Origin of the sequence: Thermobifida alba, assembly GCF_023208015.1 — a bacterium.
GTDB classification, from domain to species: domain Bacteria; phylum Actinomycetota; class Actinomycetes; order Streptosporangiales; family Streptosporangiaceae; genus Thermobifida; species Thermobifida alba.
Window position 1 is genome coordinate 1577987 of the sequence record NZ_CP051627.1, and the last position, 16295, is coordinate 1594281.

The window sequence follows — 16295 nt, forward strand, 5'->3', positions numbered from 1 at the left end:
TTACACTCTTGGACTTAGGTAAGCACTTCAGTTGAAGGTCTGGCAACCCCCTTCAACAACGTCCATATTTGATGCGTCCACCGGGATACCAAGGACCTGGGGTTTCCGCCCCAGAAGCCAAACGGCCCTGCACCAGTGCGGCGAACACTGCTGCAGGGCCTGGCCCCCTACCTGAAGAGAGCAGGTTGAGGACTTATGCCCAAGGCTATCTCCCGACGCATGCCCGGAATGCGCCATGCATCCCGTGTGCGTCCCTATGTGCTGCGCGTCCTGGCGGAGGTGCAGCCGTGACCGTCGCATTCACGTCGTTTCCCGGACTCCCCACCAGCGTGGCCGCCGCCCGCCGGTTCGTCACCGGTGTCATCCGGCTCTACCCCTGGACCACCGCCCCGGCCGCGATGCTCGACGAGGTGATCGACCAGGCCGAGTTGATCACCTCGGAGCTGGCCACCAACGCGATCCGCCACACCCGCTCCGGCGACCCCGGCCAGACCTTCACAATCCGCGTGAGTCTGGACGACTGGGGAGTGTGGACCCAGATAAGCACCCTGGCCCCCCGCGTGCGCTGCTCCGTCCCCCACGTGGCCATGACCGGTTGCGACCCGTTCACCGAACACGGCCGCGGCCTGTTCCTGGTCGAGCAGTTGGCCACCCGGTGGGGCACTCTCGCCCCCTGGCAGGACGGCGTCTACTTCGCTTTGTGCTGGCCCACCGACCAGCACGGAACCGAGGGGGAGTGAGCGTGTACCCCCTCACACCCCCCGTCGAGGTGCTCCGTGCCCGGGCCAGGTTCCCGTACGGCGAGATCTGCCGGTGCCACGACGCCTCCGAAGCGCCCGGAGTGGTTGCCGTGCTCACACCGCGGTTCCAGCGCACCGGGTCGGCCGTGCTGGTCTGCGCCGCCACCGTCGCGGAACTCGCCGAGGTCCTGGACGGCCAGCCCCGGCCCCCGCTGCCCCGACGCGACTGGTACTTCCCGTAGCCGCCCGCAAGCGTGGCCGGGGCTGTTCCTTCCCCGGCCCCGGCCACCCCCCGATTTCCTGCCACGCCCGGAGTACCCGTCTTCCATGCCCGACGAGTTCGTGACCCTGTACGCCGGTCCCCTGGACGGACTGGCCCTCACCCGCACCGAGTTGGCCTCCCTGGTCCAGGACTACGGCACCGAACGCTTCCTGTTCCTCACCCATCACGGAGCCTCCGGCCTCTACCAGCAGACCGGCGAGCGTTGGACCTACGCCACCCCCGGACTCCTCAACGAAGAAGAAGAGGAGGCCCCGTGACCAAGAGCTCGAACCCGCCCGAAGAAATCCGCGCCTACCGCATCAGCGGACACCGAGTCTGGCGCGAGGGCAAAGAACTGTCCCCCGCCCAGATCCGCACCCTGGCCGCCTCGCTGGTCGCCATCGCCCGCAGCCGGGAACAGGCCGCACTCCGCGACGCCTACCCCGTCGGCACCCGGGTGTGGCGCGCTCAAAACCCCTATGTGGTCATGGGCTACACCAACTCCCCCGGCCTGCCCCCCATGCTCAGACTGTCCGGCAACGTCATCGCCCACCCCAACGATGTCCGCAAACACCCACACACGTGACCAGTCGTGTGAGAACTTCCCTCACCAGACACCCACCGGAGTCCCTCGACCGACACGACCAACCGCTGCACGGAACACGGCGGGCAAGCAAAACAGGCGGAATGCCACCGCGAAACTGGTCTAGGCTGAACCCCACAGGCAAAGCCCACCCCGCAAGGCTGATCACGCGGAGATAACACGCCACAAAACCGCAGGTCATCTTCTGTGAACCCCACGCACGTGGGGATGGACCATCCCGGCGGCGCTCGTCGCTCGTCGGGCGAACGTGAACCCCACGCACGTGGGGATGGACCAGGTCGACGGCACGAACGCGCGGATCATCCAGTGTGAACCCCACGCACGTGGGGATGGACCGGTGGCGGCCCGGCTCGCCTGCGGGACCGCCACGTGAACCCCACGCACGTGGGGATGGACCGGCGAGGAGTTTCCCTGCGCGGGAGAGCCACAGGTGAACCCCACGCACGTGGGGATGGACCGGACGCCGCAGCCCGCCTGGTCGCACTGGAGGCGTGAACCCCACGCACGTGGGGATGGACCGCGCTTCTTGCGCGCCTTGCTGTACAGGGCCGGGTGAACCCCACGCACGTGGGGATGGACCGTCCAGGTGGCGCCTGTGTCTGGTGGCGGTGACGTGAACCCCACGCACGTGGGGATGGACCGAGCGGCGACGCCGCGGACGTCGTCGCCTACTAGTGAACCCCACGCACGTGGGGATGGACCGGGACACGCGGGATGCGGCGTCCCCGTGCTGGGCGTGAACCCCACGCACGTGGGGATGGACCGACGCGATTCTTTCCGCGAACGACCGGCCCACGGTGAACCCCACGCACGTGGGGATGGACCGGTGACGCTGGATCTGCCGCCGTTGGGTGAGGTGTGAACCCCACGCACGTGGGGATGGACCGCGATTCTCCGGGGCTTTTCTCGTGCGCGTTACGTGAACCCCACGCACGTGGGGATGGACCGTACCACCACCACGTGCGGGAGGTCAGGCACGCGTGAACCCCACGCACGTGGGGATGGACCGTCGGACACGACGCCGTCGATGTCGAAGTCGTGGTGAACCCCACGCACGTGGGGATGGACCGGACCGAACATGGCCGTGGCAGCGCCGACCAGAGTGAACCCCACGCACGTGGGGATGGACCGATCCCCCCGCTCCTCGAGCAGGAAACCGAGGATGTGAACCCCACGCACGTGGGGATGGACCGTCCTTGATGACGGTTTCGGCGGGGCCGGTGCGGTGAACCCCACGCACGTGGGGATGGACCGCTGCTCGACGATTTCGAGGACTCCGCGCCGCGGTGAACCCCACGCACGTGGGGATGGACCGGATTTTGGTTCGCGTACTCCGTGGTTGATTCCGTGAACCCCACGCACGTGGGGATGGACCGCACTCAGGGCTGACCGTGGTCTGTGGGGGCTCGTGAACCCCACGCACGTGGGGATGGACCACCAAACGTCTCGGCGAGCGTGAGCGCGGAGGTGTGAACCCCACGCACGTGGGGATGGACCGTGCGGCGACGCCGCGGACGTCGTCGCCTACTAGTGAACCCCACGCACGTGGGGATGGACCGACGCGCTCGCCGAGGTGCTCGCCGCCGACGCGGTGAACCCCACGCACGTGGGGATGGACCACCAAACGTCTCGGCGAGCGTGAGCGCGGAGGTGTGAACCCCACGCACGTGGGGATGGACCGTGCGGCGACGCCGCGGACGTCGTCGCCTACTAGTGAACCCCACGCACGTGGGGATGGACCGACGCGCTCGCCGAGGTGCTCGCCGCCGACGCGGTGAACCCCACGCACGTGGGGATGGACCACCAAACGTCTCGGCGAGCGTGAGCGCGGAGGTGTGAACCCCACGCACGTGGGGATGGACCGTGCGGCGACGCCGCGGACGTCGTCGCCTACTAGTGAACCCCACGCACGTGGGGATGGACCGACGCGCTCGCCGAGGTGCTCGCCGCCGACGCGGTGAACCCCACGCACGTGGGGATGGACCGCGCTCCTACAAGGGCAGGATCGTGGAGGCTGGGTGAACCCCACGCACGTGGGGATGGACCGGCCCTAGCGGCGCGCGGACTGATCCGGCCGGAGTGAACCCCACGCACGTGGGGATGGACCGCAAACCGGTTTGCCGCTCCCGCAAGTGCAAGCGTGAACCCCACGCACGTGGGGATGGACCGGCGGCGAGGCCACCCGCGACGTCCTCACCACCGTGAACCCCACGCACGTGGGGATGGACCGCTTTCTGTGGTCTCGGCCGGGCGGTGACGCGCGTGAACCCCACGCACGTGGGGATGGACCGGTTCGCGCTGCCCGAATACGTGCTGGACTCCGGTGAACCCCACGCACGTGGGGATGGACCGCAGCCATTCCCCCGGAGACGCCGCACGCGGGTGTGAACCCCACGCACGTGGGGATGGACCGGCGGCGGTCGCGCGGGCTGCGGGCTGCCGCCCGGTGAACCCCACGCACGTGGGGATGGACCGACCACCACGGCTGTGAGTCTGGCTGCCGAGCTGTGAACCCCACGCACGTGGGGATGGACCGATTCCGGCCTGCGTGGCCGACAGCTTCATGCTGTGAACCCCACGCACGTGGGGATGGACCGGGGGTGAATCACCCCGACGCCAGTTCCCTGCGGTGAACCCCACGCACGTGGGGATGGACCGCCCCCACGTGTGGGCGCACGTGGGGGCTGACAGTGAACCCCACGCACGTGGGGATGGACCGGTTTTCCTGCTGCCATCTGGCGCGGGTTCGATGTGAACCCCACGCACGTGGGGATGGACCGACCCGCACCGGCCCCGGGGTGGGCGCCTACGTGTGAACCCCACGCACGTGGGGATGGACCGTCCGTGGGCCAGTTCGACGCCGCCAACCCGTCGTGAACCCCACGCACGTGGGGATGGACCGCCGTGGCCACGCCGCCCGCCCGTCGGGGGTGGCGTGAACCCCACGCACGTGGGGATGGACCGCACGTGGTTTTTCCTGTTCCTGCCCGCGTGGGGTGAACCCCACGCACGTGGGGATGGACCGGCCAAGAAGCGGACGGCTCAGACTCCGGGAGAGTGAACCCCACGCACGTGGGGATGGACCGGTGTTGCCTCTGTGGAGGACTGTCGACAGGTCGTGAACCCCACGCACGTGGGGATGGACCGAAGGAGCCCGCGTGAAGATCCGCATGGACGGCGTGAACCCCACGCACGTGGGGATGGACCTCCCCACAGCGGCCCGACCGCAACGGGGTGCGCGTGAACCCCACGCACGTGGGGATGGACCGCCGACCGAGGCCAGATCGCGAAAGCCCGGTTCGTGAACCCCACGCACGTGGGGATGGACCGGCCAACAAGGAGGCGGCGCGGCGGCGCGCCTGGTGAACCCCACGCACGTGGGGATGGACCGCAGTACGACCGGCTCCGCCTGGCCGCCCAGCGGTGAACCCCACGCACGTGGGGATGGACCCTGCTCCGCACCGCCAGGTCGACGTCCGGACGTGCCCGAGCCCCACGAGTTGAGGGTGGGCAGCCAGTGGCGGGTGGTGCCGTCGGCGTGCGTAGTCAGCAGAGATGCGGCGTCGGGCACGGTGAGTGCCGCGGGCCCGCGTCTCCTGGAACGGTCACGGGGCGGTGCCCCTTTCTCCAGCGGGCGGACAGGGCGGCGGCCCGCACCGGGGTCAGGGGTGCGGGCCGCCGGGGTCCGGTGGTCGATGAGGGTCCCGGCCCGCCCCGGGCGGGGTTGGGGCGGGCCGGGGGTCGGGTCAGGCGCAGGGCTCGCCGTTGAGGGTGAACTCGCTGGGAGCGGTGCCCGGGGCGGTGGAGCCGATGAAGCCGAAGCTCGCGGTCCCGCCGGGGGCGATGGTGCCGTTCCAGCCGGCGTCGCGGGCGGTCACGTCCGCTCCGGTCTGGGTGACCTCGGCGTTCCACGCCTGCGCGATCTGCTGGCTGCCGGGGAAGGACCACGTCAGTTCCCAGCCGCTGATCGTGCTGTCACCGGTGTTGGTGATCGTCACCTCGCTCTGGAAGCCGTTGCCCCACTCGTTGGCGACGCGGTAGGAGACCTCGCAGGAGGCGCCGTCGCCGGGCGGGTCCGTGGGCTCCGTCGGCGGGTCGGTCGGCTCCTCAGTGGGCGGATCCGTGGGCTCCGTCGGCGGGTCCGTCGGGTCCTCGGTCGGCGGGTCCGTGGGCTCGGTGGGCGGGTCGGTCAGGTCGCCGACGACCACGCCGCGGCCGTTGGTGCCGATGTAGACGCGGCCGTAGACCTCGGGGTCGCCGGTGATGGCCGCGCCGGTCCACGCCCACTGGTGCTGGTCGTCGTTGATGCGCGTCCAGGTCTGCCCGGCGTCGTCGGAGCGGAAGATGCCGCGCACCCCGTTGATCTTCGACGAGGTGTAGACCGCCGGGTAGCTCCTGCCGGGAGCGGGCTTGCCGAAGCCGACCACGTCGCCCTCGTCCACCTCGCCGAAGCGGGTGAAGGTGGCCCCGGAGTCGGTGGAGCGCCACAGGCCGTAGGTGCTGTTGGCCTCGCCGCCCGCCAGCCAGACGTCGCCCTCGTGGCCGGGCACCGCCGCGAAGCGGATGTTGCCCTGCGTGGGCAGGCCGGTGGCCGCGGACTTGGTGAACGTTGCGCCGCCGTCGGTGCTGGTGTAGAACGCGCCGTCGGCGAAGGCGTAGAACTTGTCCGGGTTGACCCGGTCGGCCTCCACGCGCGCCCCCGCGGGAACCCCCGTCGACGCGGTCCACGACGAGCCCAGCGTGGTGGAGTGGTGCACGCCCGTGCCGTCGGGGCTCCACACGATGCGCGAACCGTCGGCGTTGACCGCCACGGTGCCCGCCCCGGTGACGCCGGGCGGCTCCTGGCCCGCCCACCAGCTGGACCCGCCGCTGGTGGAGATGCCGATGTGGGAGTCGACCTCGCCGTCGACGGCCTCGCCGACGCGGGCCATGACGTTCGGGCTCAGTTCCGCGAAGTCGATGCTGCGGGTGTTGCCGTGGAAGGGCGCGTCGAACATCGCGTCGGGGACGACGTCGATGTCCTCGTGCACGAACCCGCCGATGTCGCCCAGCGCGGAGACCAGTTCGGTGGCGCCGGGCGGGGCGATGAGGTCCTGCACGGCGGTCTCCTCGATGCCCTGGGCGCGGACCCTGATGTCGACGGTGCCGCCGGAGTCCCAGTCGGTGAGGTTGTCGCTGCCGTAGATGGTGGCCCCGGTGCCGTACATCATGCGGTCGGAGTCGAACGGGTCGATCTCGAAGGCCTGCGTCATCCAGCCGAGCTTGGGGCTGACCTCGGGCGGGTTGTCCTGGTTGTTGAAGTGCAGCCAGGGTGCCCCGGAGATGTCGTGGTCGTAGCGCAGGGTCCGGTCGGGGTAGCCGCTGAACTCCCAGATGCGGCTCCAGGTGGCGCCGCGGTCGGTGGAGCGCCACACCTGGATGTCGGGCCACCACAGGATTTGGCTGACCACCATGATCGTGTCGGGGTTCTGCCGGTCGATGGTCAGGCCGCTGAAGCCGTACTCGAAGCCGTCGGGGTCGGCGGGGGTGATGTCGGTCCAGGCGCCGGTGGCGGCGTCGTAGCGCCACACCTCTCCGTCGGAGCCGTCGTAGGGGCCTCCGGTGTCGCTGGTGGCGATGTAGAGCAGCCCGTTGACGTGGTCGAACACGCCCTTCTGCGCCAGGAAGCCGGTGGGCTGGCCGGGGATGCGCTCCCAGGTGGCGCCGCCGTCGGTGGAGCGGTAGACGGTGTTGTCCTTGTCGGCGACCCCGACGTAGATGTCCTGGGTGACCTGGCCGGGGGAGGCGCTGGAGGGGTCGAAGGTCACCCACACCACGCCCTGGTTGTCGCCCTGGTAGCCGCCGACGTCGGAGGGGTCGGCGGCGTAGTTGCCCGGGTTGGGGAAGTTGGTGACCTCGTTCCAGGTCGCGCCGTGGTCGGTGCTCTTCCACAGGCCGTGGCCGCTGGGCGCGCCGAAGTACAGCACGCTGTTGTCGTTGGGGTCGACGGCCAGCCGTTCGCCCATGCCGCGGCCGGGCATGTTGCCGCCCAGTTTGAACGGCAGTTCGGTGGTCTGCCAGGTCCGCCCGCGGTCGGTGGAGCGTTTGATCGCGCCGTTGTTGGGGTCCCAGTCGTTGGTGTAGGTGCCCACGGCCGCGTACACCCGGTCGGTGTCGACCGGGTCGGTGGCGATGCTGACGACGCCGCTGTGGCCCCAGTCGTCCCAGCCGACGTGGTCCAGCAGCGGGATCCACCGCTCGGTGTCGGGGTTCCAGCGGTAGGCGCCGCCGATGTCGGTGCGCGCGTAGATGAGGTCGGGTTCGCTCTGGTTGAAGACGATGCCGGGGACGAAGCCGCCGCCGACGATCTCGACGTTGCCCCAGGTGTAGCCGGTGTCCGCGACGGCCGGGGCGGCTGCGGAGTGGACCGCGCCGAGCGCGGCCACGGTGGCCGCCGTCGCGACGCAGGCCAGCGCGCGGGCCAGGACGCCGCGTCTGCCCGGGGAAGCGGGCGAGGATGGTGGTGACAGGTGGTCGGTCGTTGTCACGTCATGCTCCTGATGTGGGGGTGGAGCCTGCCCGGGACGGTCCCGGGCCCGGGGTTGGGGCCCCTCAGCGGTGCAGTTCCACGTGCTCGGGCGGGGTGAGCCCGTGGACGGGAACGATCTCGACACCGGTGACGGGGGCCGGGCCGTCCACGGTGACGCGCAGGGTGTCGCCTTCGCGGACGGCGGTGACGACGGTGTCGCCGTCGACGTCGGTGAGGACGGTGCGCCGTCCCTGACCGCCCCAGCTGACCAGGGTGATCGAGGAGAACGGGCCGTCGGCAACGGTGGTGGCCGCCTCCGCCACCGGGATGAGCGCGCCCAGGCGCACGAACAGCGGGAAGCGGTCGAGCGGGCTGTGCAGCCGCACCGAGCGGCCGCCGTCGTGGACGCGTCCGCTCCAGTAATCCACCCAGCGGCCGGGCGGCAGGTAGACGTCGCGCACGCCCTCGGGGCCGCAGACGGGCGCCACCAGCAGGTCGGGGCCGAGCAGGTACTCCAGTTCGGCCTGCCAGGACAGCGGGTCGTCGGGGTGGTCGACGCACAGTGCGCGCATCAGCGGGGTGCCGGTGCGCGCCGAGACCGCGGCCGCCGAGTACAGGTAGGGCATGAGCCGGTAGCGCAGCAGCAGCGCCTGCCTGGCCGCCTCCTCCGCCTCGGGGGCGAAGCGCCAGGGCTCGCGGGTGGTGGTGCCGTGGAAGCGCACCAGCGGGGAGAACGCGCCGAACTGGGCCCAGCGCGCGTACAGCACGGTGTCGGGGGTGCCGTTGAACCCCCCGGCGTCGTGGCTCCAGAACGGCACGCCGCTGAGTCCGTGGCTGAGGCCGCCGCGCAGGGTGGCGGCCATGGCGGGGAAGCTGCACTGGCTGTCGCCGCTCCACTGGGCGGAGTGGCGCTGCCCGCCCAGGTAGGAGGAGCGCGCCCAGACCAGGTCGTGGCCCCTGACCTCGCGGGTGGTCTCGGCGACGACGTCGTTGAACAGCAGCGTGTAGACGTTATGCAGCTCGGTTCCGGTCATGCCGTTGGCGGCCACCGCGTCGGCGGGCACGCCCTCGCCGAAGTCGGTCTTGAACACCGCCACGCCCTGCTGGAGCAGGGGGCGCAGCCGGGAGGCGTACCATTCGGCGGCCTCGGGGTTGGTGAAGTCGACGATGCCCACGGGCGGGTGGGAGCCGTGCCAGGCGTCGGCGAGGTAGACCTCTCCGGAGCTGCGGCGCAGGAAGTAGCCGCGTTCGACGGCGTGCGTATAGTGCGGGCTGAGGTGCGAGATGTAGGGGTTGATCCACAGGCAGACGCGGAAGCCCAGCTCGGCGAGGTCAGCCAGCATCTGTTCGGGGTCGGGGAAGGCCTCGCGGTCCCAGTCCAGGTCCGACCAGTGCCCCTCGGCCTGCCAGTAGCAGTCCAGGTGCAGCACGTCGCAGGGGATGCCGCGCTCGCGGATGGTGCGGGCGCGTTCCATGACGCGCTGCTGGGTGTCGTGGATGAACCCGGAGGAGATCCAGGCGCCCAGCGCCCACTTGGGCGGCAGGGAGGGGCGGCAGGTGAGGGTGGTGAACCGGTCCAAGACCTCGCGGGGGCCGGGGCCCGCGATGACGTGGTAGTCGAGCACGTCGTCGGGGACGACCAGCTGCACGCAGCTGTGCGTGGACTGGCCCATGTCGAACTCGGCGGGGCTGCCGGTGTCCAGCAGCAGGCCGTAGCCGCGGCTGGACACGTACAGCGGCACGTTCTTGTAGGCGCGGTCGGACTCGGCGCCGAAGGCGTCGAAGTTCCACATGCGCACCCGTCGTCCGCGCAGGTCGAAGGGGGTGAAGCGTTCACCGAGCCCGCCGAGGCGCTCGTCCGCGGCCAGCGCGAGGGACTCGTGGTAGGCGGTGGTGCCCTCGACGGTGCTGCGACCGAACGGCAGGGTGCGGCAGCGTCCGCTGATGTCGACGTGGCCGCGGTCCTGTTCGGTGAGCAGGCGGCCGGAGTCGTCGAGGAAGCGCAGGTGCCAGGGGTCGAGGCTGAGGTGGGCGCGCAGTGGGCCGCTGGCCACGACGACGTGGTCGTCGGCGACGGTGACCTGGGCGGTGGCGTCGGGGTCGGGGTGGACCAGGGTGATGGCGCGTGCGGCGCGGGTGGTGGCGTCGGGGCGGGCGCCGAGGCGGACGCGGAGGACGCCGGCGGCGGAGGCGGTGATGCTGGCGGTGAGGGTCTCGCCCGTGGCGGTGGCGGCCTTGAGTTCGATCCCCCGGTCGGTGACCTCGACGAGGTCGGCCCGGGTGACGGCGGCGGGGCCTGCATCGCCGGGGCGGGGGACGGGCAGCGCCGGGGGGTCGGCGACGAAGCGCTCGTGGGGGACCATGGGAGGCCGGTAGAGCATGACGGCTCCTTGCGGGGGCGCGGACGACACTCCCGATTAGTTTGGCTTCCAAACGAACAAAAATCAACGTTCCGTACAAAAGAGAACACGCGCCGGCGTGCGGGGCTGGTGGGACAGGCGGGGGCGCCGGGGGTGCGGCCCCGGCCCTGCCTCAGGCGCGACGGTGGAACGGCGCGATCACCTCGCGGACCCGCTCCGCCGGCGACCGGTCGGGATAGTCGTGGGCGATCAGGCACAGCAGCTGCCGCAGGTACAGCACGGGCAGCCGCTCCCGCCAGCCCGGCTCGGGCCGGGCGGCCTCGACGTAGGCGTCGAAGAAGCGGGCGGACTCGGGCGGGCGGTGGGTGCACCACAGCATGCTGAGGTCGGTCTCCGGCCAGTTGTAGGAGACCGCCGGGTCGACGAGCACCGGCTCGCCGTCCACTCCGGCGATGATGTTGCTGGTCCACAGGTCGCCGTGGGTCAGGGACGCGGGGACGGCGGGGACGATCTCGGGAAGCCGCTCGCACAGCCGCTCCAGCGCGCGGCGCTCGGCGTGGTCGAAGGCGGCGGCCACCTGCGGTTCGTCCAGCCAGCGCAGGATGCGGCACCGGGCGTAGAACTCGTGGCCGTCGGTGTGCCACTCGTTGTACTGGCGTTTCCGTCCCAGCCAGCCGTCGCGGTGCCAGCCGAAGCGGTCGTGGACCGTGGTGGTGTGCAGGGCGGCCACGGCGTGCCCGAGCCGCTCCCAGAAGCCGGGGGTGTCGGGGCGGGGGCGCAGCGCCCGGAGCACCAGTATCTCGGGGGTGACCAGCAGCACCTCGGGGGTGGCGACGCCGCCGAGGTCGCGCAGCGCCGCCAGCCCCTCGGCCTCGACGGGGAACAGGTCGTCCCCGGGGGCCTCGGCCAGGGTCTTGACGAAGACCCGGGAGCCGTCGGACAGCTCGGCGATGCGCGCGACGGCGGCCACACCGCCCTCGACCGGCCGCAGGGAGGCCACTCCGTCCAGGCCCGCCGCGGCCAGGCGGCGCCGCAGCAGGGCGTCGACGTCGCGGTCGGGCTGGGGGGACCGTCCGGTCATGCAGACCACTCCGTTCCTGTTCCGCACAAGGGCGTCTCCGAACTTTCGATGACGGTGTGCCCCGTGCAGCGGAACGGGCACCGGAACGTGCGGCAGCAGAGGAATCGCAGCCACCGCCGGACAACCGACTCGCGCCCCTCCCGGCCCGGGGCTGACTCCCCGGAAACGACCACGAAGGCGCCGGGGGCGCGTTCCCCGTTCACGGTCGCGGGGTGAGCGGTGCGGCCACCTCCCCGGTCCTGCCCGGTGCCAGTCCCACCGCACGCGCCGTGCCGTCGGGCAGGCCGACGCGCACGCGCACGGGCTCGCGCGCGCTCAGCCGGGCCCGCATCCGCCCGTCCGCCCACTCCAGGTGCTCCACGACGACGCCGCCGCGCCCGCACAACCCGTGCGCCTCCCCCTCGGGCCAGGCTGCGGGCAGCGCCGGCAGCAGGTCGACGCCGCCCTCCCGGGACCGCAGCAGCATGGCCGCCACCACCGCCGGGAACCCGCCGCACAGGTCGGTGTTGAACAGCGCGCCCCGGTTGTGGGTGGAGACCAGGGTGGGCCTCCAGTAGCGGGTGGCCATGAGCTCCAGCGTCTCGTGGGCCTCGCCCGCCAGTCCCAGGTGGGCCGCTGCCAGGCCCAGCTGGACCAGTCCGAACGCCATCTCGTCGGACTCGGCCGAACGCCACCAGGCCAGGCGGGCGCGCACGGCGCGCACCGCGGCGGCGCGCAGCCGGGGGTCGGCGAAGGCCGGATCGCCCTCGTACCAGAACGGGAACAGGTGGGAGGCGTGGCGGTGGGCGTGGCGGTCGGTCTGCGCCAGCCCCCCGGCGCCGCTGGCCCACTCGGCCAGTTCCCCGGCGGGTGAGACGCGGTAGCCGGGCAGTCGCGCGCCCAGCGCCGCCCAGCGCCGCGCCCCGGGCAGGCCGAGCACGCGGTGGGCGCGCAGCAGGTTGCGGACCAGGTCGCGGACGGCGGCGACGTCCATGGTGGCGTTGGCGCAGGCCTGGGAGTCGGAGTCGGCGGGGGTGTTCTCCGGCGAGTAGGAGGGGACGAAGCCGTCGTCGGTGAGGAAGTCCTCGTAGAACTCCGCGGCGGCGCGCAGGAACGGCAGCGCCCGCTCCCGCAGGAAACCGGTGTCGCGGGTGTGGCTGTAGTGGTCCCAGTACAGGCGGGCCAGCCAGGCCGCGCCCGCGGTCCACAGGGTCAGGCACCAGGTGGGGCCGAAGTGGTTGTGGCGGCCGTGGGTGGACACGTGCGCGGGCACCAGCACGCCGCGGCAGCCGTAGAGGCGGCGGGCGTTGTCGGTGAAGTCGTCGACGAGGGACTCCACCAGGTCGAACACCGGCAGCATCAGCTCCGGCGCGCCCAGCGGGTGCAGGGCGGCCACCGCGGAGGCGAGGTTGCCGTCGAGGGTGTAGCCGGAGCTCCACGGCGGCGAGTGGGTGCCGCTCCACACGCCCTGCAGGGTGGGCGGCCGTTCCCCGGTGGCGCACACGACGGCGTAGTGGCCGGCCTGCACGAGGCGTTCGGTGAGGTGCGGGCTCGGGCCCGCGGCGAGCAGTTCCTCTCCTGTGGCGGGGGGCCGGGCGGCCTGCCCGGCGGGGGTCAGGCGGATGCGGGCGCGTCCCACCAGGTCGGCGTGGCGGGGGGTGTGGCGGTCCAGTAGCGCGGCGAAGTCGGGGTCCAGCGCGTCCAGGGCGGCCCCGAATCCGTCCGGGCCGCGGCTCGGGGCGGGGGTGGTGCGGGCCAGGACCAGCACGTGTTCCGCGCCGCTGATGCGCAGCCGTCCTGGGCCCCGCTGCTCCACCCGTGCGCCGGGGGCGGTGATCCGGCAGGTCAGCGTGTAGCCGCTGGGGGTGGTGGGCCAGGGGCGCGGGAAGGCGGTGCGCAGGGCCAGCGTGTCGCCGTCGGCGGTCAGGACGGTGTCGGCGGGGGTGGGCGGGGTGCCGGGGATCGGTCCGAGTCCGAGGGTGCCGTCAACGCCGTCGGCGGCGCTGAGGCGCAGTACCACGACGTCGTCGGCGCGGGAGACGAAGACCTCGCTGCGCAGCCCGCAGGGCAGTTCCTCGCGCACCACGGCGCTGCCGTGGTCGCAGTGGCGGACCAGGGAGCCCCAGGCGGGGGCGGCGGGGGTGAAGGTGAGGGTGCCCGCGCCGGTGAGCGGGTCGATCCAGCGGGTGCGGGCGTATCCGGGGTGCTGGGCGCGGGCCAGTTCCACGACGCGTTCGGCGGCGGCCTGCGGGGCGCCCGAGCGCAGCAGGGCGCGCAGCTGTGCCAGGGCGGGGGCGGTGTGCGGGGCGGGCAGCGGCTCCTCCAGCGGCCAGAACAGCCGTTCGTGGCTGAGGGTGAGGCGCACCTGGGTCTGCACGGAGTGCGCCAGGACGCCCTGGCGGCCGTTGCCGGTGACGAGGCCCTCCTCCCAGTCGGCGGCGGGCAGGCGGGTGGTGACCCCGTGGGGGGCGGGTCGGGTCATGGCTGCTCCCTTGTGCCGGGCGTCGGGACCGGATAGTTAGTTTGTTTAGTAGCCAAAATAAGGAGGACGGGTATGCCCGGTCCAGCGTCCCTGTGGTTCGGCGGCGACTACAACCCCGACCAGTGGCCCGAACCGGTCTGGCAGGAGGACATGCGGCTCATGCGGCGCGCCGGGGTCACCCTGGCCACCGTGGGCGTGTTCTCCTGGAGCCTGCTGGAACCGGAGGAGGGCCGCTACGACTTCGGCTGGCTGGACCGCGTCCTGGACCTGCTGCACGACAACGGGATCGGCGCCGCCCTGGCCACCCCCACCGCCTCCCCGCCGCCCTGGTTCACCCTGGCCCACCCCGACGCCATGCCGGTGACCGCGCAGGGGGTGCGGCTGACCCACGGCAGCCGCGACACCTACGACGTGTGCGCCCCCGCCTACCGGGAGGCGTCCCTGCGGATCACCCGCGCCCTCGCCGAACGCTACGCCCGCCATCCCGCCCTGCGGCTGTGGCGGGTCCACAACGAGTACGGCACCCACACCCACGGCGAGCACGCCGCCCGCGCCTTCCGCGCCTGGCTGCGCGAACGCCACGGCAGCCTGGATGCGCTCAACGACGCCTGGACCACCGCCTTCTGGGGCCAGCGCTACTCGGCCTGGGAGCAGGTCCAGCCGCCCCGCGCCACCCAGTACCTGCCCAACCCCGGCCACCTGCTGGACTTCCGCCGCTTCCTCGCCGAGGCGATGCGCGGCCACTACCGGGCCCTGCGCGCCGTGCTGCGCGCCGCCGCTCCCGACGTGCCCGTCACCACCAACTTCGCGTTCGGCTCCTGGGTGCCGGTCGACCCGTGGCGGTGGGCTCCGGACACCGACCTGGTGGCCGTCGACGTCTACCCCGACAGCACCGGACTCGACGCCGCCCACCAGCACGCCTTCGCCGCCGACCTGGCCCGCTCCTGGGGCGGGGGGCGCCCCTGGCTGCTGATGGAGCAGGCCACCGGCCACCTCGGCCCGCGCACCCGCCCCAAGGCCCCCGGCGAGGTCCTCCGGCACAGCCTCACCCACGTGGCGCGCGGCTCCCGGGGGGCGATGTTCTTCCAGTGGCGGGCCTCCGCGGGCGGCGCCGAGCAGTGGCATCCGGCGATGCTGCCGCACTCGGGGACCGACTCCCCGGTCTTCGCCGAGGTGTGCGAACTGGGGGCGCTGCTGGGCCGCCTGGCCGACGTGGGCGGGGCCCGGGTGGCCGAGGACGCGGCCGTGCTGTGGGACCCGGAGTGCTGGTGGGCGCTGCAGTCGCCCTCCCTGCCCTCCCCCGACCTGGACTACCTCGCCGCGGTCCGCCAGGTCCACCGGGTGCTGTGGCGCCAGGGCCGCACCACCGCCTTCGCCTCCCCGCGCGCGCCGCTGCCCGACCTGCCGCTGCTGGTGGCGCCCATGCTGTACCTGGCCTCGCAGCAGACCGCGCGGGCCCTGGCCGACTACGTCGCGCGCGGCGGCACCCTGGTGGCCACCTATCTCAGCGGCACCGCCGACGAGCACGCGCGGGTGCACCGCGGGGGCTGTCCGGGGGCGCTGCGCGACCTGCTGGGGGTGCGCGTCCTGCAGCACCACCCGCTGGACCCGCGCGAGGAGCGGGTGGGGGTGCGCGGCGCCGACGGCTCCGACTGGGGGTGCGCCCGGTCCTGGAGCGAGTACCTCGACGTGGTCGACGCCCGTGTTGAGGCGCGCTACGCGGACGGTCCGCTGGCCGGCCGCGCGGCCGTGACCCGCACCGGGCGGGGCGCGGGACAGGTCTGGTACGTCTCCTGCGATCTGGGAGACGACGCCCTGGGGAAGGTCCTGTCCCGCGCCTGCCCGCCCGCGCGCACCACCCCTCCCCCCGACGTGGAGGTGGTACGTCGGCACACCCGGGAGGAGACCTGGGTGTTCGTGCTCAACCACGGCGGTCGGCCGGTGCCCGCGGCCGCTGTGGACCTGCCCGGCAACGGCCAGGACGTGCTCTCCGGCGTCGACGCCGCGGCGCTGACCGTGCCCCCCGGAGGGGTTGCCGTGTTCCGGGGGGCGCGTCGGCCGTGACCGGGAGGGGAAGGTCACGGCCGACGCTCTCCCCCGCCTGGTCCCGGGGAGGGGAACGGAGCCAGGCGGGGGGATCTGGACGGCCCGGCCCTCACGCCCGGACGGTGACGGGTCGGCGCGGTCGGGAGGAGGAGGAACCGCGGCCGACCCGTCTCCGCCCTGCCCGGCCCGGGAGGAAAGGCCGGGGCTTCGGCGGGGAGCACCGAGGGGTCGGG

Annotated in this window: 9 protein-coding genes and 1 CRISPR repeat array; of the genes, 5 read left to right on the forward strand and 4 right to left on the reverse strand. The window is 72.5% G+C overall.

What is annotated here, in order from left to right:
* Positions 1 to 287: 287 nt before the first annotated feature.
* From FOF52_RS07015 to FOF52_RS07030, 4 genes are all read left to right on the forward strand, one after another.
* A complete protein-coding gene (locus FOF52_RS07015; RefSeq protein ID WP_248593018.1) occupies positions 288 to 740 on the forward strand; it encodes an ATP-binding protein in 453 nt (150 codons plus the stop codon).
* A 2-nt stretch (positions 741 to 742) separates the two neighbouring features.
* On the forward strand, positions 743 to 982 hold the full coding sequence (locus FOF52_RS07020) for a hypothetical protein (protein ID WP_248593019.1): 240 nt from the start codon (positions 743 to 745) through the stop codon (positions 980 to 982).
* An 85-nt stretch (positions 983 to 1067) separates the two neighbouring features.
* Positions 1068 to 1280: a hypothetical protein gene (locus tag FOF52_RS07025; protein ID WP_248593020.1), complete on the forward strand. Its 213-nt coding sequence runs from the start codon at positions 1068 to 1070 to the stop codon at positions 1278 to 1280.
* Positions 1277 to 1588, forward strand: coding sequence for a hypothetical protein (locus FOF52_RS07030; protein ID WP_248593021.1), 312 nt, complete (start codon positions 1277 to 1279; stop codon positions 1586 to 1588). The genes FOF52_RS07025 and FOF52_RS07030 overlap by 4 nt, the downstream gene beginning before the upstream one ends.
* A gap of 204 nt (positions 1589 to 1792) precedes the next feature.
* Positions 1793 to 5058: a CRISPR direct-repeat array (repeat unit 29 nt; unit sequence GTGAACCCCACGCACGTGGGGATGGACCG).
* A 294-nt stretch (positions 5059 to 5352) separates the two neighbouring features.
* On the opposite strand, the gene FOF52_RS07035 is transcribed toward FOF52_RS07030, so the two are convergent.
* From FOF52_RS07035 to FOF52_RS07050, 4 genes are all read right to left on the reverse strand, one after another.
* Positions 5353 to 8133 (reverse strand): cellulose binding domain-containing protein, encoded by a 2781-nt coding sequence (locus FOF52_RS07035; protein WP_282573918.1) that lies wholly within the window; start codon positions 8131 to 8133, stop codon positions 5353 to 5355.
* Between the two features lie 64 nt (positions 8134 to 8197).
* A complete protein-coding gene (locus tag FOF52_RS07040) occupies positions 8198 to 10495 on the reverse strand; it encodes a TIM-barrel domain-containing protein (RefSeq protein ID WP_248593022.1) in 2298 nt (765 codons plus the stop codon).
* Between the two features lie 151 nt (positions 10496 to 10646).
* Positions 10647 to 11555 carry a fructosamine kinase family protein gene (locus tag FOF52_RS07045; protein ID WP_248593023.1) on the reverse strand — a complete coding sequence of 303 codons (909 nt, stop codon included), beginning with the start codon at positions 11553 to 11555 and terminating at the stop codon, positions 10647 to 10649.
* A gap of 199 nt (positions 11556 to 11754) precedes the next feature.
* The gene (locus FOF52_RS07050) at positions 11755 to 14016 is read right to left on the reverse strand and encodes a glycosyl hydrolase family 95 catalytic domain-containing protein (protein WP_248593024.1); all 2262 of its coding nucleotides are present in this window, start codon (positions 14014 to 14016) and stop codon (positions 11755 to 11757) included.
* A gap of 72 nt (positions 14017 to 14088) precedes the next feature.
* On the opposite strand from FOF52_RS07050, the gene FOF52_RS07055 reads away from it, so the two are divergent.
* The gene (locus FOF52_RS07055) at positions 14089 to 16080 is read left to right on the forward strand and encodes a beta-galactosidase (RefSeq protein WP_248593025.1); all 1992 of its coding nucleotides are present in this window, start codon (positions 14089 to 14091) and stop codon (positions 16078 to 16080) included.
* The last annotated feature ends 215 nt before the right edge of the window (positions 16081 to 16295 follow it).

Excerpts from the sequence above, each read along its gene's own strand:
- FOF52_RS07025 (WP_248593020.1), top strand. The coding sequence starts at position 1,068 with ATGCCCGACGAGTTCGTGACCCTGTACGCCGGTCCCCTGGACGGACTG.
- FOF52_RS07040 (WP_248593022.1), bottom strand. The coding sequence starts at position 10,495 with ATGCTCTACCGGCCTCCCATGGTCCCCCACGAGCGCTTCGTCGCCGAC.
- FOF52_RS07045 (WP_248593023.1), bottom strand. The coding sequence starts at position 11,555 with ATGACCGGACGGTCCCCCCAGCCCGACCGCGACGTCGACGCCCTGCTG.
- FOF52_RS07050 (WP_248593024.1), bottom strand. The coding sequence starts at position 14,016 with ATGACCCGACCCGCCCCCCACGGGGTCACCACCCGCCTGCCCGCCGCC.
- FOF52_RS07055 (WP_248593025.1), top strand. The coding sequence starts at position 14,089 with ATGCCCGGTCCAGCGTCCCTGTGGTTCGGCGGCGACTACAACCCCGAC.